The 19,630-nt window shown below is 71.7% G+C and carries 18 protein-coding genes and 3 pseudogenes; 9 read left to right on the plus strand and 12 right to left on the minus strand.

Going from position 1 to position 19,630, the window contains the following annotated elements; all coding sequences use genetic code 11:
- Nucleotides 1-244 precede the first annotated feature (244 nt).
- Nucleotides 245-1,033, minus strand: a complete 789-nt coding sequence (locus IEZ11_RS34620) for an acetoacetate decarboxylase family protein (RefSeq protein ID WP_189266927.1) — start codon at nt 1,031-1,033, stop codon at nt 245-247.
- 1,465 nt (nt 1,034-2,498) lie between these two features.
- On the opposite strand from IEZ11_RS34620, the gene IEZ11_RS34625 reads away from it, so the two are divergent.
- The 3 genes and pseudogenes from IEZ11_RS34625 to IEZ11_RS51315 all read left to right on the plus strand — a co-directional run.
- On the plus strand, nt 2,499-3,794 hold the full coding sequence (locus IEZ11_RS34625) for a PucR family transcriptional regulator (RefSeq protein ID WP_189266928.1): 1,296 nt from the start codon (nt 2,499-2,501) through the stop codon (nt 3,792-3,794).
- A gap of 375 nt (nt 3,795-4,169) precedes the next feature.
- Nucleotides 4,170-4,340 (plus strand): hypothetical protein, encoded by a 171-nt coding sequence (locus tag IEZ11_RS51310; protein WP_229713550.1) that lies wholly within the window; start codon nt 4,170-4,172, stop codon nt 4,338-4,340.
- Between the two features lie 29 nt (nt 4,341-4,369).
- Nucleotides 4,370-4,513, plus strand: a pseudogene (locus IEZ11_RS51315) (CorA family divalent cation transporter); the annotation flags it as partial.
- A gap of 248 nt (nt 4,514-4,761) precedes the next feature.
- Here IEZ11_RS51315 and IEZ11_RS34635 read toward each other — a convergent pair.
- From IEZ11_RS34635 to IEZ11_RS34655, 5 genes are all read right to left on the minus strand, one after another.
- The gene (locus IEZ11_RS34635) at nt 4,762-5,607 is read right to left on the minus strand and encodes an MOSC domain-containing protein (RefSeq protein WP_189266930.1); all 846 of its coding nucleotides are present in this window, start codon (nt 5,605-5,607) and stop codon (nt 4,762-4,764) included.
- A gap of 50 nt (nt 5,608-5,657) precedes the next feature.
- Nucleotides 5,658-6,347: a M24 family metallopeptidase gene (locus IEZ11_RS34640; RefSeq protein ID WP_189266931.1), complete on the minus strand. Its 690-nt coding sequence runs from the start codon at nt 6,345-6,347 to the stop codon at nt 5,658-5,660.
- Nucleotides 6,348-6,424: 77 nt separating this feature from the next.
- Nucleotides 6,425-6,751 carry a hypothetical protein gene (locus IEZ11_RS34645; protein WP_189266932.1) on the minus strand — a complete coding sequence of 109 codons (327 nt, stop codon included), beginning with the start codon at nt 6,749-6,751 and terminating at the stop codon, nt 6,425-6,427.
- A 36-nt stretch (nt 6,752-6,787) separates the two neighbouring features.
- Complete coding sequence (locus IEZ11_RS34650; protein WP_189266933.1) at nt 6,788-7,996, minus strand: molybdopterin molybdotransferase MoeA; 1,209 nt, start codon at nt 7,994-7,996, stop codon at nt 6,788-6,790.
- A 68-nt stretch (nt 7,997-8,064) separates the two neighbouring features.
- Nucleotides 8,065-8,592, minus strand: coding sequence for a hypothetical protein (locus IEZ11_RS34655; RefSeq protein WP_189266934.1), 528 nt, complete (start codon nt 8,590-8,592; stop codon nt 8,065-8,067).
- A 238-nt stretch (nt 8,593-8,830) separates the two neighbouring features.
- On the opposite strand from IEZ11_RS34655, the gene IEZ11_RS34660 reads away from it, so the two are divergent.
- A complete protein-coding gene (locus IEZ11_RS34660; RefSeq protein WP_229713534.1) occupies nt 8,831-9,466 on the plus strand; it encodes a molybdopterin-dependent oxidoreductase in 636 nt (211 codons plus the stop codon).
- A 3-nt stretch (nt 9,467-9,469) separates the two neighbouring features.
- Here the strand turns inward: IEZ11_RS34660 and IEZ11_RS34665 are convergent, their stop codons facing one another.
- Nucleotides 9,470-9,757 (minus strand): hypothetical protein, encoded by a 288-nt coding sequence (locus IEZ11_RS34665; RefSeq protein ID WP_189266936.1) that lies wholly within the window; start codon nt 9,755-9,757, stop codon nt 9,470-9,472.
- 213 nt (nt 9,758-9,970) lie between these two features.
- Between IEZ11_RS34665 and IEZ11_RS34670 the strand changes: the two genes are divergently transcribed.
- A complete protein-coding gene (locus IEZ11_RS34670; protein ID WP_189266937.1) occupies nt 9,971-10,165 on the plus strand; it encodes a hypothetical protein in 195 nt (64 codons plus the stop codon).
- A 13-nt stretch (nt 10,166-10,178) separates the two neighbouring features.
- Here IEZ11_RS34670 and IEZ11_RS52070 read toward each other — a convergent pair whose 3' ends face one another.
- Complete coding sequence (locus IEZ11_RS52070; protein ID WP_189266938.1) at nt 10,179-11,219, minus strand: pyridoxal 5'-phosphate synthase; 1,041 nt, start codon at nt 11,217-11,219, stop codon at nt 10,179-10,181.
- A gap of 30 nt (nt 11,220-11,249) precedes the next feature.
- Entirely contained in the window at nt 11,250-12,131 is an 882-nt protein-coding gene (locus tag IEZ11_RS34680; protein WP_189266939.1) for a winged helix-turn-helix transcriptional regulator, read from the minus strand.
- A 101-nt stretch (nt 12,132-12,232) separates the two neighbouring features.
- On the opposite strand from IEZ11_RS34680, the gene eno reads away from it, so the two are divergent.
- Complete coding sequence (gene eno, locus IEZ11_RS34685; protein WP_189266940.1) at nt 12,233-13,516, plus strand: phosphopyruvate hydratase; 1,284 nt, start codon at nt 12,233-12,235, stop codon at nt 13,514-13,516.
- A gap of 40 nt (nt 13,517-13,556) precedes the next feature.
- Here the strand turns inward: eno and IEZ11_RS34690 are convergent, their stop codons facing one another.
- Nucleotides 13,557-14,081 (minus strand): RraA family protein, encoded by a 525-nt coding sequence (locus IEZ11_RS34690; RefSeq protein WP_189266941.1) that lies wholly within the window; start codon nt 14,079-14,081, stop codon nt 13,557-13,559.
- Nucleotides 14,078-14,392 carry an RraA family protein gene (locus IEZ11_RS34695; RefSeq protein WP_189266942.1) on the minus strand — a complete coding sequence of 105 codons (315 nt, stop codon included), beginning with the start codon at nt 14,390-14,392 and terminating at the stop codon, nt 14,078-14,080. Before IEZ11_RS34695 ends, IEZ11_RS34690 begins: the two co-directional genes overlap by 4 nt.
- Nucleotides 14,393-14,744: 352 nt before the next feature.
- Between IEZ11_RS34695 and IEZ11_RS34700 the strand changes: the two genes are divergently transcribed.
- Nucleotides 14,745-16,046, plus strand: a complete 1,302-nt coding sequence (locus IEZ11_RS34700; RefSeq protein WP_229713535.1) for a cytochrome P450 — start codon at nt 14,745-14,747, stop codon at nt 16,044-16,046.
- A 23-nt stretch (nt 16,047-16,069) separates the two neighbouring features.
- Here the strand turns inward: IEZ11_RS34700 and IEZ11_RS34705 are convergent, their stop codons facing one another.
- Nucleotides 16,070-16,627 (minus strand): GNAT family N-acetyltransferase, encoded by a 558-nt coding sequence (locus IEZ11_RS34705; RefSeq protein ID WP_189266943.1) that lies wholly within the window; start codon nt 16,625-16,627, stop codon nt 16,070-16,072.
- A gap of 287 nt (nt 16,628-16,914) precedes the next feature.
- Between IEZ11_RS34705 and IEZ11_RS34710 the strand changes: the two are divergent.
- Together IEZ11_RS34710 and IEZ11_RS34715 are read left to right on the plus strand one after the other, a co-directional pair.
- Nucleotides 16,915-18,288 (plus strand): annotated as a pseudogene (locus IEZ11_RS34710) (NAD(P)/FAD-dependent oxidoreductase); the annotation flags it as partial.
- Between the two features lie 351 nt (nt 18,289-18,639).
- Nucleotides 18,640-19,614 (plus strand): annotated as a pseudogene (locus IEZ11_RS34715) (cytochrome P450); the annotation flags it as partial.
- Nucleotides 19,615-19,630 lie beyond the last annotated feature (16 nt).

Raw genomic sequence — 19,630 nt, forward strand, 5'->3', positions numbered from 1 at the left:
CCGCACCGGCCTGTGGCACGCCAATCCGTCCCGGACGCATGGGACTCTGTTCGAACGGACTCGCCGCCGTGCCACGCGCACCGCCCGATGACCTGGCGGGACGCGCCGTGGAGCCGCCGATGCCTACCCGCGTGACCTCGCGGGCGCTGTCCCAGCCGTCGCTGCCGATGACCACGGTCGTCGTCCCCTGCGGGGTCGGCGGCCGAGCAGTTCGAACGCCAGGACCCGGCAGGGCATCAGGTACTCATTCGAGAGTGCGCAGGTCGGTCACCGTGTACGAAAGTTCGAATCGGAACCCTGCGCCGGTCCGGACCGGCGCCAGGTCGTGCAGTTCCTCGCCCGGGACGTCGGGGAACTCAAGTTCACTGGTGCCCGTCCACGCGTGTGCGACTCTCGGGTCGTCGAACAGGGCCATGACCAGTTCGTGGACGGCGGGCTTGTCCTGCTGCTCCGCGGCCAGTTGCGGGAAATGCCGCAGATTCACCGTGGGTCGGCCGACCAGCGCTCTCGGGTCGGCCACGGGTTCGGTGAGGGTCACCAGCATGTTGGCCAGGCGGTACCCGGCGGTGGAGACCGTCGCGGCGAACCTGCCGCCGGGCCCGAGCACGGGGGCGGCCTGGTTGGGCACGGTGAACGTCCTGGTCTGGTGAACGCTGCCGATCTTCTTCGGAAAGCCCTGGATCCAGCCGCGGGCCAGGGCGTGGTCGTTGTCGACATAGATGTACGGGCACCAGGAGACCTCGGTGCCCTGCCAGTGGGCATCGAGCAGCACGAAGAATTCACGGTACTGACTGCGGACGGGGTCCAGGTACTCGTCCTGCGACCCGGAGTACTGCCAGTCGATGAACAGGACGGTGCCGTGCCCGTTGGACGACGGGTCGGGGGTCAGGCCCTCGGGAAGGGCGGCCGCGGCAGCCGCGGGGTCGGTCCAGAACTCGGCCCCGACGACGGTGCCGGCGTAGTGCCACGGCGGTTTCGGTGCGAGGTTCGCGACTCCGCGCGGGGACAGCGGGACGGTGTAGCCCTGCAGCATCGATCGATCTCCTCCTGGTGATGGGGAACGTGGTCGGCCCGCCGTCGGCCTCGACGGGAGAGCGCCGGGCGCCGACGGCAGGCGGGATCGTCGTGAGCCTGAGATGAGGGGGCGTCAGTTGGTCCGAGCCTGGCCGGTGCTGACGGCCGCGCGGCCCGCGGCCGGGCAGGCTGCTGCGCGCAGGCCGGGTGTGCGGTGGCAGCGTGGTGTGGCTCGCCAGGCCGCCCCGGACGGGATCCGGGCGTCGGCGCGTCGTAGCGGCCGCACGCAGCCCGCGGCCTGTCTCCGGGACGTTCCGAACGCGTGGTGGAAATCGCTCGTAAAGAGCATCGGCCCGGTCCCCTCACCCCCGCGCCGCCGATCGACGGGTCGGCCGACCCGAGCCCGCTGCCGACCAGAGGTTCCGCGAACATGCCGTCGAAGGGGTGGCCCATGGTGATCGGCGGACTGCCAGGCCCACGGATCACCATGGTGGGTTGGGCCGTGAACTCACCGATGCCGGTCCCGGTGTCCCGGTTCTCGCGGACCGGCTGTGTGCCGGCCGCGCCCGAGCAGATGCCGCGGCAGCAGGGCATGACGACTGCGATGTCCCGGCCGCTACCGCTCGACCAAGTGCTTCCGGGCCGGTGATGCCGACCACGTGCCTCGCACAGCGGACAAAGGCTGGTGAAGCTTTCATGGACGTCATCCTGGCAGCGCGGCCGTTGTGGGCAGGCCCAGGATCTGGCGGCGGCTTTGGGCACCCGCACAGCCCTCTGCCCGGACCGGAGGCCTGACCGGCCTGCAGCCGAAGCACCGGCGGGGACCGGACGGTGGTGCCCTCGTCGGCCGCCATCCGGCCAGGTTGTGTGCCTGCACCATTGCGGGCCACATCGTTGTGCCACCCCCCACAGGTGGCCCGGCCATGCTGAGGCTCGTCATCCCGGACGAATGCTTGAGGACGGCAGGAGCAACCATCTGATCTCGCAGAACGCTCCACGCGCCGAGCCCGCCGGCCAACTCGCGGTGCTGCGGGCAGGAGACCTACTGATACGACGTCCCCTTCAAGCCATCCGTTTCCTTGGCCAGGAAGACCCGTATCCGACCGGGAGCGGCCGGCGCAGTCGAGATCGTTTCGGCGACCCGGTGAGCGGCGGCGAGCGGCAGGTCCGGACCGTCGAGGGACGGCGCCTCTCCGATGCGGCACGCGCTTCCGGGCGGCGTGGGGGGGAGCTTTCCGGTCCGCGGCATCGAGCGCCTCCCACGGCGTATGTGCCATCCGCCTGCTGTGTTCCGCGAGCCGACGCCGACCGAGTGAGCCACCACCGTCCGATGCCGCGGTCAGGCCCGGGGGCGTGAAGATCCGGGCGGGAGCAATTACCGGCGAAGCGGAGCAGGACCGTTCTATAGCGGTACCTGCTTGGCTCCTTAGATTTGCCCGCGATCACGTAAACGGCGACACAGCCGACTTCTGGAGAGGAACAGCGTGCACGACCTGTCCCGCCCCGTTGCCGAGTCCTCAACCTCCCGCCGGGTCCGCCGCATCATCCAGTGCCTTGACGCGGACATGGTCGCCCGTCAGGTGGCACCTGTGTTCCCGACAGCCCCGGCCGGCCGCCTTGGCGACGACACCTGCCAGGCGGGCTCCTGGGAGGACATGATCCGCCGGAGCGTCGAACTGATCAGCCACTGGATGGCGAGCGGAATCCAACCCGGCCAGTACACGCTGTCCGAGTTGTACGAGGCCGCCCGCGCCGTCGCCGGGAGCGGGCTGGCGGCCGAGGACGCCTTCCGTGTCTGTTCCGCGACGGCACGAGCCCTGTGGGAAGTCCTGCTGAGGTCGGTGCCGGCCGAGGACTGGGGCTGCCTTCCGCCGCACATGGATGTTCTGTGGGCGTTTCTGGACATTGCCTCAAGAACGATCAAGCGGGCCTTCGACGACCACCGAGAGCTGCTGTCCTCCAGCGACAACTACCGGGCGGGCACGCTGTTCGTCCGGATCTGCGACCGCTCGCCGGCCACGATCGAGGATCACGACCGGGCCGACCGGCTGGGGTTCAGGTTCGCCGAGTTCTACAGCCCGTTCGTGTTGGCGATAGTCGGTGGTTCGGCCGCCTCGCACTCCTACCTGGCGGCCCGGTTGCGCGCCACGGGGGCTCTCGCTCACGCCGAAGGACGTCGCGTCGCCGGACTCACCGGCCCGGACTTCGACTGGCGCACCTTTCTGGACGGCCACCCGGTCAGCCTCGCCACGTATCCCCCGACCAGACAGGAAAGTCTCGCGGAAGCCGTCAGCGAGCTGCATGACCTGGTCACGCTCGCGGCGAGATCGGGACATCAGGGCCAGATCCACCCGGAGGATTTCCTCGCCGAGATGTTCCTCACGAATTCCCCCCGGCTGGCCGAGCGCATCCTGGAAAGGGTCTTCGGCCGCCTGGAAGACCAGGACGACTCAGGGGTGTTGTCGGCGACTTTGACATGCCTCGCCGCCAACGTGTTCGACCGGGCGGCGACAGCCTCCGCCCTACCCGTCCACCGCAACACCCTGCTGTACCGCATCAACCGGATAGAGAAACTGTCCGGCCTTGACCTCGACCGACATACCCACCGCGAGCTGGTCCGGCTCGCCGCCATCTGGAAGGACGGCCGCATCAGCCAGTTCGGGCAGGAATCACGGCCGCGCGCATATACGGGGAAGCGAACTCGTGGGGCCCCGTCGGATGCCCATGCGCCCAGCGTCCCTACCGTGGCCGAAGAGCTCCCGACAAGATCATGCCGCTGACGACTCGGTGCACCCCGAGGACCGTCTCCAGCTGCGAGAACCGGTTTGCACCAGACGTTGCCAAGGGCATCAGGCACAGTGGATCGGATGAACTTGGTGACCGCGCACGACTACGCCTGGATCCGCACCTCGCCGCTCTTCCGCCATGCCGTGGAGAGCGGATACACCCCTCCCCTCTTAGCGTGAGGACCGCGACTGCGGGGGAAGTTGGAAATCATGGCGGAGAATCGACGAAAATCCGATTCGAAATTCCGCGAACAGTCGCTCCAAAGGCATCTTCGCCAGGCGCAACACACATACCACAACCATGAATCATGGACCTGCTAAATCTGGAAGGTCGGGGGTAGGATGTCGCACTCAATGACTGTCAGGGCAATGGCCACGTTTGCCACTTTGGCCTCGGCGCTCATTCTTTCGTCGTCGCCGTCTTTTGCCAGCGAGTGCTACGGCGGATGCCACGACCTCGACAACATCCCGAATTCCGGCGTCGAGGTGGTGGCGACCGCGCACAACATGAACGCCGACCTCGTCACCGAACGACGGTAGTCGGCCCCGTTCCGCCAGATGAGCCGGCCACTGGCGTCGGCACGATCTACGGCATGGGCTTCTGGGCGATGCCGGAGTTGCACTGGGTGTGGGGCTACCCCTTCGCGATCGTCCTGATGGCGGTCGTATGCACCAGCCTGTACTTCATCTTCAAACGGAGGGACTGGCTCTGAGCAACCGGCCGACGAGGGCCTCCACGCTCCCTCGCGGCCACCGGATGCGACCGTCAGATGCCCCCGTGACTGCCGTTTTCCAAGCGCCCGCCGGGCAGCTCCCCGTCGTCGCGCTCGTTTTTCAGTAGCAGCACCAGTCACCGTGGAGCCTTGGGCAGATGATCCATTCTGATCACATCGATCCCGATCGAAGGAGTACGGCGCTGCTCGACGCCTCCGTTGTCCCGGCCGATGACGATCGCCCCGCCTCACCCGCAGCGCCCCGGCGTGATCGGGTCGCCCACCCGGACCTTTCCCGCTTCCAGCACGTCCAGGTACACGCCGAGACACGAGAGGCGGCCCAGGTCGAACACGGGGACGCGGTGGTCGCGGGCCACCGCCCGCATGATGCCGGGATCCGCCGGCAACTCGTCGTGGCCGAGCGTGGGGACCACGCAGCGGGGCGTGGGCACCACGACCCTGAACAACGCCTCACCCACGCGCAGCCGTGATCCCAGCCAGGCGTCCTCGGGGAAACCCGGCCCGCCGTCGGTGTCCACGACGAGGTTCGGCCGGAAGCGGCGCGCGTCGAAGTCCCCGGGGGGATACACCTCCCGCATCCGGGCCAGCGACGCCGTGGTGACGAGATGAACCCGGCCGAAGTCGAAGAACGTCCCCGGGGCGATGCCGCCCGTCGTGATGCTCGCACCGGTGGCGTCGACGGAAGCCGACGCCCGCACGGCCTCGGGGACCCCGCCCTCGTACTCGGGCACGGCGCGCTCCAGTCGGCTGTGTTCCGGTACGACGGCCGAGAGGGACACCTGCCGGCCCAGGAGCCTGGAGAGCTGCGCGTCCAGTTCGGGGTCTTCCACCGGGAGGGCGGTGCCGTCCGGCAGCACGACCCGGACCACGCCCGACTCGTCCAGGCGGCTGCGGCAGCGCAACAGCGCACCCCACTTGCGCGGGTGCTTGGCGCTGCCCACGGCGCCCGTCCCGTCGAGTACGGCGTAGACCCGGTCCCCGGAGAGTCCGCCTTCCGTGACCGCCACCGCGATCACGGCCTCGCCCAGCATGGACTTCACCGGATACCGGTACAGCGCCGCCACAGTCCCCATGGATCAAGTATGGGTGGCTACCAGCGGGCGGCGGGCCTGTTCGTGCGACGTCAGAGGGTGAGCAGTTCCTCGTAGAACCCGCCGAACTCCCGCTCCCGGTGGACGAGGTGGATCTCCAGGATCCAGTGGCAGGTGCGGCCGGACTTGTCCGTGCGGCGCAGCGGGGTGTCGTTGGCGGGGGTGATGTACGACTCCGTGTCGGCGCCGTCGATCGTCTCGTGCGGGAACTCGCCGACGAGGTGTCCGGCGTGCCAGCCGCCCAGCTCCCAGCCCGCCTCGGCGGCCAGCCGCTCCACCTCGGTGTACAGCTGCTTCCCGGTGATGTCGCCGTACTCGGCGAAGTACCGCTTGCCTGCGTCGAAGATCCTCGGCAGGTCGGCGCGGAGCCGGTGCTTGTCGGGGTCGTCGCCGAGGACGAAGGTGCGGCCGAAGTCGGCCTCGTACTCCTCGAAGATGGGCCCGAAGTCGGCGAACACGATGTCGTCCGCGGTGATGACGCGGTCCGGCGGGTTCTCCCGGTACGGGGCCAGGGTGTGCGGGCCGGAGCGCACGATCCGCTTGTGCCAGTGGCGGGTGGTGCCGAAGAGTTCGTTCGCCAGGTCGCGCACCCGGTCGCTGACCGCCCGCTCGCCCTCGCCGGGCGCGACCAGGCCGCGTGCCTCGATCTCCGCGAAGAGCCGCCCGGCCTTGGCCTGGGCGTCCAGCAGGCGTGCCGCACGGGTGGGTTCATCATGTGCCATGCGACGAAAGTACGTTCTGCTGAACATCCAAGTCAATCAGATTGGACTTTGCCCGAGGGGCTCCGAAGCTGCCCTGATCAGGCCGGGGCGTTGATCGAGCCGCGTCCGCGTGCGTTGTGGACCACGATGTCCGGGCGTTCGCCGTGGGCCCGCAGGGCGTCGACGGCTTCGTTCCGGAGGACGTCGGTGAGGATCTCGATGCCGCGCTGGCCGAACGGTTCGATCCAGTCCTCCCGCATGGGGGTCCCAGCTGCCGTGGCCGACCTGGCGAGGGAGAGCCCGGAGGCCAGGACGAGGTTGACGCCCGCAGATCGGATGCGGCCGGTCTGGGTCTCCACGACGAGGGCGACGAAGGGGCCGCCGGTGCCCTCCTGGTGGTTGCGGGCGGCGAGGCGGTTGACCATGACGGTACGGACGGCGGCCTCCTTGTCCGTCTCGGGTTACGCGGTGAGGAGGATCAGGGGTGCGGGGTCTCCTTGCCGCCATTCGGGTGCCACGGCGGCGAGGGCGTCGGCGAGGGCCGCGCCGTGCAGGAAGGCGGGGCGGTGGCCGCCGGCCGGGTGAGCGGTGGTGCCGTCCCAGGTGACCGGGATCAGACGGGTGCGGCCGGGTGCGCTGCGGATGTCGCCGGTGAGCGGGATGCGGGGCAGGGTGGGCAGAGGCCGTGCGGTGAAGCCGGCCAGGAGGGGGGCGAGCAGGGTGTGGGCGGCGACCAGCGCGGCGTACGGGTTGCCGGGCAGGCCCACGACGCAGTGTCCGTCCGGGAGTTGGGCCAGGAGCTGTGGGTGCCCGGGTCGGCAGGCGACAGCGTCGGCCACCCAGCGGGCGTCCGCGTCGGCCAGCAGCATCCGCAGCTGGTCGGTGGCGCCGACGGAGGTGGAACCGGTCACCACCGTCACGTCCGCACCGCAGTAGGACGTGCCGCGCACGGCGGCGGCCAGGGCTCCGGCGGGCCGGTCCGGTATGTGCTGTACGTCGGTGATCTCGCCGCCCATCGCCTGGACGAGGGGCGGGAGGAGCGGGCCGAGGGCGTCGCGTACCCGGCCGGGGGCGGGGCGGCCGGTGTGGGTCAGTTCGTCGCCGGTGACCAGGACCCGTACGCGGGGGCGGGGCCGTACCGGAAGGGTGTCGTGGCCGGAGGCGGCGGCCAGGCCGAGCAGGGCGGGGCCGATGCGGGTGCCGGCCGGCGCCAGGGGCGCACCGGCGGGAGCGTCTTCCCCGGCGCGGCGGATGTGCTCGCCGTCGGCCAGGGCCGGTCCCCGCACGAGCGTGCCGGAGCGGTCGGTCCGTTCCAGTGGCATCACCACCCGCGCCCCCGCCGGAACGGGTGCACCCGTCGAGATCTCGACCGCCTCGCCCGCGTCCAGCGGACCGCCGGTCCAGGCATCGCCCGCGCGCACCACACCGCGCACCCGCCAGGGCCCGGCCCCGGGGCCGACCGCGTAGCCGTCCATGGCGGCCGTGTCGAACCCCGGCATCGGCTGCGGGGTGCGCAGCACGTCGGCCAGCGTCAGCCCTGCGGCCCGCGCCAGGGGAACCTGCCGGGCGGGCAGGGGGACCGAGGCCGCGTGGGCGCGTTCGCGGGCGACCGCCCACGGCAGGTCGCGGCAGGAGGCGGGTGGCGCGGCTGCGGTGGCGAGGACGGTCATGGCGACCACGCTGGCGCCGTCGCTTTACCGCCCGCCGCACGCGGGGTTGCCGCTGTGGCACGGGCCGTTCACGTCCGTCCCGGCCGGGGTGTGAGGTTCAGGGGCTGACGACCGGCCGAGCCGCTCCGTGGAACTCCGGCCGGGTCCGCAGGTGCCCGTACCGTTCGTCCCACGCACCGGAGGCGAGGTCGGCGGCGAGCCTTATCGACCGCACACTCCTCGGCACCGGGTTCGAGGAAGGTCCAGGCGGACCGGGCCCGGCGCACGGCGGGTTCGAGGAAGGACTCCGGGCGGGCGTGGTACGCCTCGGTGAAGCCGTCCACGCAGTCGATGGGGATCGGCACCGGACGCACCTGCGTGGCCGGGGCCGAGCGTGCCGGTGAGGAGGTCGATGGCCGGGTAGCGGGCGGCCTCGGCGCCGCGGAGTCCGGGGGCGGAGTCCGGGGGCGGAGTCCGGGGGCGGAGTCCCTCGGCCAGAGCCGGGCCAGTTCGTCGCCGTCGAAGGTCAGCACGACCACCGGGCCGCGGGCGACGCGCCGCAGCTCGCGCAGACCGGCCACGACGTCCGGCCACTGGTGCACGGTCACCATCGCCATGGCGGCGTCACCGAGTCGTCGTCGAAGGGCAGGTGCTCGGCCACGCCGTCGATGGCGGGCGCCAGGTGCGCCGGGCGCTGGGCGCGCATCGCCGCGGACGGCTCCACCGGCAGGACGTGCCGGTGCCGGACGCGACTCCCCGTGACGCGACCGGCCTCGGCGTCACGAGGAGTGAACGCTTACCCTGCACGGGAAAGCAGGCCCACACGACGAGACGAAGAGAGCGGGGTTGCCGAGCGTGGCCGATGAGCGTTCCCCCAAGCCCGAGGCCCCCGACCGCATCCCGCCCGGACAGCGCTTCGTGCAGGGCTGGCCCGTCTCCCACTACGGCCCCGTTCCCCGGTTCCGCCCCGAGCGCTGGAACCTGCGCGTCTTCGGCGCCACCGCCTCCGGCGACACCCACGAGTGGGCCTTCGACGACCTCGCCGACCTGCCCCGCACCACCGTCGTCGCCGACCTGCACTGCGCGAGCGGCCCCACCTCCACCGGGCACGAGTGGTACGGCATCCCCGCCACCACCGTCCTGGAACTGGTCCCGCCGGCACCGGGGGTCACCCACGTCATGGCCTGGGCCGAGTACGGCTACTCGGCCAACCTGCGGCTCGCCGACTTCACCTCGCCCCACACCCTGATGGCCACCCACCACAACGGCGAACCCCTCACCGCCGAACACGGCTTCCCCCTGCGCCTGGTCGTCCCCCACCTCTTCGGCTACAAGGGCCCCAAGTGGCTGCGCGGCATCGAGTACATGACCGCCGACCGGCGCGGCTTCTGGGAGGAACGCGGTTACCACAACCTCGCCGACCCCTGGAAGACCCAGCGCTACTCCTACCAGGAGGAACCGGGCGCAGGCCCGCAGCAGAGCGGCCAGTGAGCGTCACCGGCTGTCGGCATCCAGCAGGAAGGTGGTCTCGATCCACCGGGCGTCCGTCAGGGATCGGCGGCCGTGTCGGTCGGCGATGTGACCGGCGAAGGCCGGATGCCCTGCCTCCGCCTCGGCATGCATCCACTCGACCAGCGAGCGCAGACGCGCCGCCGCGGCTGCCGAAAGCGCGGCCCGTTCCCCGTCGGACAAGCCGTACACGTCGGCGAGGAGGACCGGCCGACGGCGGCCTTCGGGGGCCGGCAGCGTCAGCTCGACTGCGTCCGGCGCGTACGGCGGCACGCATCGGTACGCATCGTTACGCGGTGTATACGCCGCCGCGGCGGCCGAGGCACCACTGCCGGAACACATCCGGGACTCGGCCGTCACCGATCGCGTCCCTCCGCACCGGAGCGACGAGGGCGACGAGGGCGACAGCATCCGCACCGCGCTGCCGGCCGAGCTCAGCAACCCGGGACCGTCGGCGCTCGTCCACATCTGCGGACCCGACGGTTCATGCGCCACGTCACCGACACGGCGAAGGCCGCAGGCTGGCAGCCCGACCGACTCCGCCTCGAACGCTTCGCCCCGGCCGGCCGGGAACCCGACCACCGCGACGAGGTACAGACGGACGAGGAACGGGCCGCGAGCACCCGGATCGCCATCTGCTGCTCACGGTCCCGGAGCGCCGAACTCGTCCTGGGGCTCTGAAATCCACCGGCGGCTACGGCCACAGCATGTGGCGCTCCCACACGCTGTGGCGGTCGGGACGTTCGTAGCGCAGCCGGTTGTGGAGGCGGCCCTTGTCTGCCTGCCAGAACTCGATCTGGACGGGGACGAGGGTGTAAAGGGTCCACTCGGGGCTGACCAGGTCGGGTTCCCCCTCGATCCGGGTCAGTGCCGCGCGGAAGGCGCCTTCGCGCTCTTCGGGGCTTTCCAGGTGTGCGCTCTGGCGCCCCAGAAGGACCTCGGCGCGGGCCGACGGCGCTCGGGCCAGCAGATCGGCGACGCTCTGCTCGGGAGACGCGGGCTCGGCACTGCCACGCACCCGAACCTGCCGTCCAAGGGGAGGCCAGTAGAAGGTGAGGGCCGCGCGTGACCGCTCGGTCAGCTGACGGCCCTTGGGGCTGCCGGCGTGTACCGCGAACTGCCACCCCTCCCCGTCCACGTTCTTGAGAATGAGCACCCGGGCGTCCGGGCCGCCGTCCTCCCCGATCGTCGAGAGAGTCATCGCGTGCGCGTCGGGCACACCCGCCGCGACCGCCTCCCGTAGCCAGTCGAGGAACAGTTCGACCGGTTCGACCGGGGCACCGGCCGGGTCGAAGTCCGCCAGCGGCCCCGCGAACACTTCCAAACCGCGCAGCCACTCGCGCACGTTCACGGGCTCGTCGCTGCCGTTGGCCGCACGGTCCAGAAACACCCACGCCCTGCTTCCCGACCGCAGGGTCACCTCCACACGGGCGTGGTGGTCAGCCTCGTAGGTGTCGGCCGCGGCCAGTTCGGCGTCACTGATCGCGAAAACCTGCCCCTCGACGGCGTCCTCCGGGTCCGACGAGGGCACGACCAAGGGGTGACGGTCGGTACCACTGGCCCGGACCACCGCGAGGTCGGTGATCCGAATCGTCGTCACACAGTGGCCCGGCAGGGCGTCCGGGCGGCCGTCGAGCAGGCGACCGAACCGGGAGAGCTGTACATCGGGCTGTTGCAGGGTGCCGTAGGAGAAGAGGTGGTGGACGGTCCGAGGGGATGCGGTCGGATCACTCACTGTGCGCGGTCTCCTTCACTGGATTCTCTTTCATCGGGCTTCGGTGGACGATCGCGAGGCGCGGGCACAGTCCATGGCCAGGCGCAGGCTCTCCTCGACGGCGTGCGGGATGTCGGTGACCGGGAACAGGGTGTGCCGTACGGTCCGTCCGGCGTCGACGACCAGGATCAGGCGCTTGTGCCGCAGCCTGCCGGTACCGCGGAAGACCGGCAGTCGCAGGGCCGCCGCCAGCCGGTGGTCCGCGTCGGAGAGCAGCGGGTACGGAATGCCCTCGGCCCGCGCGAACTCGGCCTGTTCGTGGGCCGTTTGGGTGCTGATCCCGCGCACGTCCACGCCCGCCCGGCGGAAGTCGGGCCAGGCGTCCCGGAAGAGCCCGTGCTCCGGCGCGCAGCCGACGGATCCCGGGACCGGGCCCCACTCGACCCCTGTGCCGGGGTAGGTGAACAGCACGGTCGCGGTGGCGTCCGGCGAGGTGAGAGGGACGTCCCCCGGCGTGCCCGGGAGTTCGAGGGCGTCGGGCAGGCGGGTGCCGACGAGCGCGTGCACCCGGGCATGCTCGGCGCCGTCCTCCGCCGCCGTCGCGGTGAGGGTGCCGTCGCCGAGCGCCCACCGGTCGCCCCAGTCCTGCATGGCGACGAGCACCGGCAGCAGCGCCGCCCCGGCATCGGTGAACAAGTACTCGTAACGCACCGGCCGCCGCTGGTAGAGGCTGCGCCGCAGCACCCCCTGGGCGACCAGTCCGCCGAGCCGCTCGGTGAGCACTTTCCGCGACAGGCCGATCTCGGCGGCCAGCGCGTCGAAACGGACATGCCCGCGGGCGACCTCCCGCAGCACCAGTACGTTCCACCAGTCCCCCAGGACCAGCGCGGCCTGCGCGATGCCACAGGTCTCGTCGGCGTTGTGCATCCTCATGCGCCCATAGTAAGTTCCCTTTCGGGACTCACTTTGTTTCAGTTTGAAACTTACCGCCCGCCGGCGACGAGAGCCGTCGGCCCAGCGTGAGGAGTTGCACCGTGACCGCCATCAGCCGGGTCGTCGCACGGGAGATCATCGACAGCCGGGGCAACCCCACGGTCGAGGTCGACGTCGAGCTCAGGGACGGTTCGCTCGGCCGGGCCGCCGTGCCGTCGGGGGCCTCCACCGGAGCCAGGGAGGCCGTGGAACTCCGCGACGGCGACCCGGCCCGCTTCCACGGCAAGGGGGTGCTGCGCGCGGTCGACGCCGTGAACGAGAGCGTCGCGGACGCCGTCGTCGGCCTCGACGCGGAGGACCAGGCGACCGTCGACCGCACGATGATCGAGCTGGACGGCACCGACACCAAGGCCCGGCTCGGCGCCAACGCCCTGCTCGGCGTCTCCCTGGCCACCGCCAAGGCCGCGGCCGCCGCCCACCGCCTCCCGCTCTACCGCTACATCGGCGGGGTCGACGCCCGGCTCCTCCCCGTGCCGATGATGAACATCGTCAACGGTGGCGCCCACGCCGACAACCCGCTCGACTTCCAGGAGTTCATGATCGCCCCGATCGGCGCGGCCACGTTCGCCGAGGCCGTCCGGATGGGCTCCGAGGTCTTCCACACCCTGCGCGGCGACCTGCTCGCCGCCGGCCACAGCGTCAACGTCGGCGACGAGGGCGGCTTCGCCCCCGACCTGCGCACCGCCGAGGAGGCCCTCGACTTCGTCGTACGGGCCATCGAGCAGACCGGCTACAAGCCCGGCACCGACATCACCCTCGTCATGGACCCGGCCAGCTCGGAGTTCTTCCGCGACGGGGTGTACGACTACACGGGCGAGGGCGTCCGCCGCACCCCCGCCGAACACGCCGGCTACCTGACCGACCTCGTCGACCGCTACCCCGTCGCATCGATCGAGGACCCGATGGCCGAGGACGACCACGCCGGCTGGCGCGACCTGACCGCTCGGCTCGGCGACCGCTGCCAGCTCACCGGCGACGACGTCTTCTGTACCAACGAGACCCTGCTGCGGGCCGGCATCCGCGACGGCATCGCCAACTCCGTCCTGGTGAAGGTCAACCAGATCGGCACCCTCACCGAGACCCTGGCCACCGTCGCCACCGCCCACCGCGCCGGCTACACGGTCGTCATGTCCCACCGCTCCGGCGAGACCGAGGACACCACCATCGCCGACCTCGCCGTCGCCACCGGCTGCGGCCAGATCAAGACCGGCTCCCTCTCCCGCGCCGACCGCACCGCCAAGTACAACCAACTCGTCCGCATCGAACAGAACCTGGGCCCCCAGGCCCGCTACGCGGGCACCGAAGCCCTGGGACTGCGCCGCTGACCCTGCGGCGTCCGCCGGGTCCGGCGCACAGAGCGGGTCATCACAGAAAGCCGCGTCCCGCCCCAAGCGGGGAGCGGGGAGAGGGGACAGGGCCAGAGCTTCTCCTTCGCTGAGCCATCGCGATCTCTACGCTCCCGCCTTTCGGGGCGTAGGAGTCGACCACGCCAACGATGACAACCGCTTCCCCTTGAGCCACGATCCAGGCTGTGCAGAAGTCGTTCGACCGCCGTACGCGGCGAGCTGGACGTCGGCGCACACCAGGGAAGCCCTGCGTCGCCGGTGACGGCGGCGGCGACCAGCGGCGGCCGCCGTGAGGATCTCGCCCCCAGTGGCCGAAGCGGGCGCCGCCGAGGTCGGCGACCAGGACGGAGCCGGACGGGGCCCGGAGGACGGCGTGGTGCAGGGCGAGGTTGTCGCCGCCGGCGCCCTGCACGGTGAACGCCGATCCGCACAGCCGGGCTCCGGCCCACAGCGAACGGATCTCCGGGGACAGCGCGACGGAGAGCCCGGAGGCCTCCGACAGGGTCGCGCTGGAGTGGTCGCGGGCGAGGTCGTTGCCGGTCACGAGGGGTCCTTCCGGGTCTGCAGCGCGTGGTGGCCGTGCGCGGCGCGGGCCGCGGCGAGTGCGGCCCCGGCGCGGACGGCCCGGACGGTGTCGTCCTCGACGCGGTCGACACGACGGGCGAGCTCCGCGACCTCGTCCCAGCGGGCGGCCGGGACGATCACGGCTCCGTCGTCGTCGGCCACCAGGATGTCGCCGGGGTGGACGAGCACTCCGGCGACCGCGACAGGGGTCTGGACGGCCATCCTGCCGCCGACGCCACCGGCCCCCTCGACCTGGCGGATCTCGATCTCGCGGGCAGAGGGCCGGCCCACAGGGTGAGAACTGAGTGAGAAGACGCCCCGGCATCCGTCCACCGTGCGCCGGGAATGCGCAGTTCAAAAGCAATGCCCGCTATGCCGCACACATTCTGCGTGTGACAAAATGTGAGGAGTGGCTCTTTCTGCCGCAGACCGGCGAGAGGAGTGCTTCATGATCGCCAAGCTACTCCGCAAGCTGTCCTTCACACGCCACTACGGTGCGTACGGCGCCCACGAATGGGACGCGTACGCCGGCGCCGAGCAGGACTGAACCCACGAGCCGGCGGGCGCCCTGGGGCGGGCGCCCGTTCCCGGCCGCGCTGCCGACGGCATCGCCTGGACGGGTACCGGAGCCAGGGACGAATTCATGGGCCGAGATGATGAGCCGCCGCGGTTGCCCGGAGGCGGCTACGCGACCTGGAGTCGCGACCGGCTCGGCGTGGCCCGCCGCGGCGCCGAGGAGTGCGGGGACGTCTGGCAGCTGGAGTCGGGCGTCTACGTAGCCGCCGCGGCCGCGCCGTGTGAAGAGGTGCTGCACCGCGCACGGGACTTCCCCAAGGCGTCCGCTCCCCTCTTCCCGCCGTTGAAGCGGTCGAGCGGAGCACCGGCGCCCGAGGAGCGTGCGCACGCGCACGCGGCCCGGATGCACGGACTCCGCGCGCAGGCGGTCGCGGACCGGATCGGTGAGATCGCGCCCCGGACCGCGCGGTTCGCCGAGCAGTGGCCCACGGGCCGGGACGTCGAGATCCTGCCGCCGGTCCGGCACGCCCTGGCGGAGATCGGTGTGCACTACCTCTTCTCCGAGGACGCGCCGGCCCTGCTGCCCCATGCGGCACAGCTCTTCCTCGCCCGGGAGGTGCTCGTACGCCCCTCGCGGTGGGTATGGCCGCGCTGGATGCCCACCCCGGCACGGCGGTTCCGCACCCGGCAGCAGGTCGCCTTCACCGACGCGCTGCGGGCCGTCGTACGGCGGCGCCGCTCATCGGGCCGGCTCGGTGACGACCTGCTGGGACAGATGCTCCGCCCCTCCCCCCGTTACGGTCTGCTGCCGGAGGAGGCCGTCCTCGACACCCTCCCCGGAATCACCGTCGCCACCTTCGAGACCCCGTCCCGGGCCGCCGGATGGATCCTGCTCCACCTGGCCCGGCACCCGGGGGCGGCCGCCCGCGTCGCGGCCGAAGCCGCCGCGCTCCCCACGGACCCGGCCGCGACGACCCGCACCCACCTCAGGGGCCTCCCGTACACCGAGGCACTGGTGAGTGAGGTGCTCCGGCTGTACCCCCCGAGCTGGCTGCTGACCCGGGACGCCCCGCGGCGGACTCGGCTCGCCGACTACACCGTCGACGCCGGGTCCACCGTCCTCGTCTGCCCCTACACCGCCCACCGCGACGCACGGGAGTACGCCGAGCCGGACCGGTTCCTGCCCGAACGCTGGCTCGATGACACGGGCTCGCCGGCGAAACCCGGGGTCTTCCTCGCCTTCGGTACCGGACCGCACGGGTGCGAGGGAGCCGCGCTGGCCATGGCGATGCTGACGCTCCTCACCGCGCAGACCGCCCACCGCTACCAGCTGAGCGAGCCGCCCGGACCGGACCCCTGCTACCAGGTCACCACCCTCGAAGGCCTCGCGACGGTCGGCCTGCGCCTGCGCGCCACCGTGCGCGGCTGAGGACGGTCCCGCTCTCCACCGGCTCATGGTCCGGCCGTCGTGTGCCGCCGGTCGAACTCGTCGGCGAGGATGCCCATCATGACGAGGTCGTGGTGCCGGCCGGCGAGGAAGACGTGCTCCCGCAACCGCCCCTCCTCGGTGAAGCCGAGCCGACGGAAGAGCGCCAGCGACGCCTCGTTGGAGGCGAGGACCGCTGCCAGGCATTTGTGATAGCGCCGCTCGGCGAACATGAAGCGCAGCAGCAGCGCCACCGCTTCCAGCGCGTAGCCCTTGCGCCGGTGGTCGGATCCGATCGTGACATCGACCTCGAACCAGCCTGAACGACGGCCGGTGCGGTGCGAGCCGACCGTGCCGACCAGCACCCCCGTGGCCGTCGCCTCCACCGCCAGCCGGAAGCGGTCGTCATCGCCCCGGGCGACGGCCTGCTCCCGCGCCCGGACACGGTGGCTCTCGGCGGACCGCGGCAGCTCCGGCCGGCTTCCGCGCCGCCCGTCGTCGGCGGCCAGGCCCATGAGCGCCGTCCAGTCGTCGGGCTCGACGGCGCGCAGGCGTACCCGATGACCGGTCCAGGTCGATTCCATGCCCTCCTTGATAGCGCCGCGGTGCGCGCGAGGCCGCGAGGCTCACCGGGACAGGTGGTGGCCGCCACGCTCGTGACCGGGTCTCCGACCTGCGGTCATCTGATCGATCAGCGCTGGAATCGCCGCCGTCGAGGCCGCTGTTAGGCTGATTCTCTGAGGATGTTCCGGCACACCGTGCCCCACACTTTCCGGCGTGACGGAGTTCCGTTCCGGATGCACGGTGAGGAAGCGCCCATGTGGCATCCAAACCGCGACGACGCCCGACACCGCCCGGGGACGTCGACACCATGACCGGCGCCGCTCGTCCGCGGGCGTTCAGGCGCGCCGGCCGCATCGTGGTGGTGGGCGCCTCGCTGGCGGGGCTGCGGGCCGCGGAGTCACTGCGCGACGAGGGGTTCACGGGATCGTTGACCATCGTCGGTGACGAGCCGTGCGAGCCCTACGACCGTCCACCGCTGTCCAAGCAGGTGCTGACGGGGTGGGTGCCCGCCGACGCCACCACGTTGCCCCGGCGTCGCGCCGTCGACGCGGAGTGGCTGCTGGGCGTGCCCGCCGACGGGCTGGACCTGGCCACCCACCACGTGCGTCTCGCCGACGGCCGCGAGATCCCCTTCGACCGGCTGCTGATCGCCACCGGGGTACGGGCCCGGCCGTGGTTCGTCGAGTCCGAGGCGGCCCTGGCCGGAGTCTTCGTCGTGCGGACGCGCGAGCACGCCGAAGGCCTGCGGCGGGCCCTCGCCACCGGGCCGTCCCGGGTACTGGTCGTCGGTGCGGGGTTCACCGGCTGCGAGATCGCCTCCGTCTGCCGGGAGCGGGGCATCCCGGTGACGGTCGCCGAACTCGCGTCCGCCCCGCTGGCCGGGGCGCTCGGAACCGTGATCGGCGAGGTCGCGGCCGACCTGCAGCGCGCTCATGGCGTGGACCTGCGGTGCGGTGTCCAGGTCGTCCGGCTGGAGGGCGACGCGCGGGGACGGTTCCGCCGTGCTCGTCTCGACGACGGCTCCACGGTCGACGCCGAGGTGGCGGTGGTGGCGCTCGGGAGCATCCGCAACACCGAGTGGCTGCGGGGTTCGGGTCTGGCGGCGGGCGAGTGGGGAGTCACCTGCGACACGGGCTGCCGCGCCCTGGACACCAACGGCCAGGTCACCGGTGACGTCTTCGCCGCGGGGGACGTGGCCCGCTGCCCGGACCCCGTCGACGGGCACCGGCTCGTCGCGCTGGAGCACTGGGCGAACGCCGTGGCGCAGGCCGAGGTCGCGGCGCACAACATGGTCAGCGCCGAGGCCGGGCAACGGCCCCACCTGTCCGTCCCGCTGTTCTGGTCGATCCAGTTCGGCGTCAACATCAAGTCCGTCGGCGTGCCGGCCTTCGCCGACCAGGTGGTCGTCACCCAGGGATCGGTCGCCGACCACCGCTTCGTCGCCGCGTACGGCTTCCGGGGCCGGGTCACCGCTGCCGTCAGCTTCGACAACGGCAGGTCGCTGAACCACTACCGGCGGTTGATCGAGACGGCCGCGCCCTTCCCGCCCCGCTGCCCCACCCCCGACCGGCCCGCGGACCAGCACCCGGTGCCCGCCGGCTTCCCCGGCCCCGCCCGGTCCGAGCCGGACGCCACAGGCCACGATCCGGGCGAACGCCGCCGTGTCCCGACCGTGCACCGGCATCGGCCACATCCGCCACATCCGCCGCATCCGCCGCATCCGCCGCATCCGCCGCATCCGCCGCATCCGCCGCATCCGCCGCATCCGCCGCAGGAATGCCCGACCACCGCGAGCGGAACCCCCGGCACACTGCGACGGGTCTACGACCGCTCCGCCCGAGCCGACCCCTACCCGCTCTACGCCGAACTGCGCGAGACGCCGGTGGCCCGGCAGGAGGACGGCAGCTACGTCATCAGCACCCACCGCGAGATCACGGACGTGCTGAACGACCCGCGTCTGAGTTCCGACGTACGCAACCTGTCGGGTCCGATGCCGTCGGACGAAGCCCCTTCGTCGTTCATCCACATGGACCCGCCCGAGCACGACCGGCTGCGGCGGATGGCGATGCGGCCCTTCGGCCCCCCGCACACCCCTGGGCTGGTGAACGGGCTCGAAGGCTTCCTGACCGCCACCGTCGGGGGGCTGGTCGACGGTTTCGCGGACCAGGAGCGGATCGACGTCGTCGACGATCTCGCCCTCCCGCTCTCCTTGGCCGTCACCTGCCACGTGCTCGGCGTGCCACGCGAGGACGAGCCGAGGTTCCACCGCTGGGTGCACGACATCATGGACTCGGTCGACTACGACCCCGCCACCGACCCGAAGGAGAGACGGGACAGGGGCGTGCGGGCCCGCGAGGACCTGCGCCGGTGCCTGGGCGAGCTGGTGGCACAGCGCCACGGCCGGCCGGGACACGGCCTGCTGTCACGGCTGGCCGACGACGACGGGCCCGACGGCCGGATGACCGACGCCGACATCGTCGCCACCGCCAGACTGCTCCTTGTCGCCGGTCACGAGACCACCGCCAACCTCATCGCCAACGGGATGCTGACGCTGCTGCGGCACCCTCAGATCCTGGAACGGCTGCGCGGCGAACCCGAACTGGTCGTCCTGCTGGTCGAGGAACTGCTGCGCTACGAGCCGCCCGTGCACGTCATTCCCTGGCGGGCCGCGTACAGCGACATCACCGTCGCCGACACCGTCATCCCCAAGGGCTCGCAGATCATGCTGATGCTCGCCTCCGGAAGCCGCGATCCGAAGCGCTTCCGCGATCCGGACCGCTTCGACCCGGACCGGCGTGACAACGCGCACCTGGGGTTCGGCAGCGGCACACACCTGTGCTTCGGCGCCCCGCTGGCCCGCCGGGAGACCCAGATCGCCCTGGGCGAGCTGGTACGACGCCTCGACCACCCCCGGCTGGTCGCCGACCCGCCGCCGTACCGGCGCAGTCCCGTCCTCCGGGGGCCGATCCATCTGGACATCGAGCAGGGTGACGGCGTGTCGTCGTGATCGGGCAGCCTCTGCC

The sequence above is a fragment of the Streptomyces fuscichromogenes genome, assembly GCF_014645815.1.
Lineage (GTDB): Bacteria > Actinomycetota > Actinomycetes > Streptomycetales > Streptomycetaceae > Streptomyces > Streptomyces fuscichromogenes.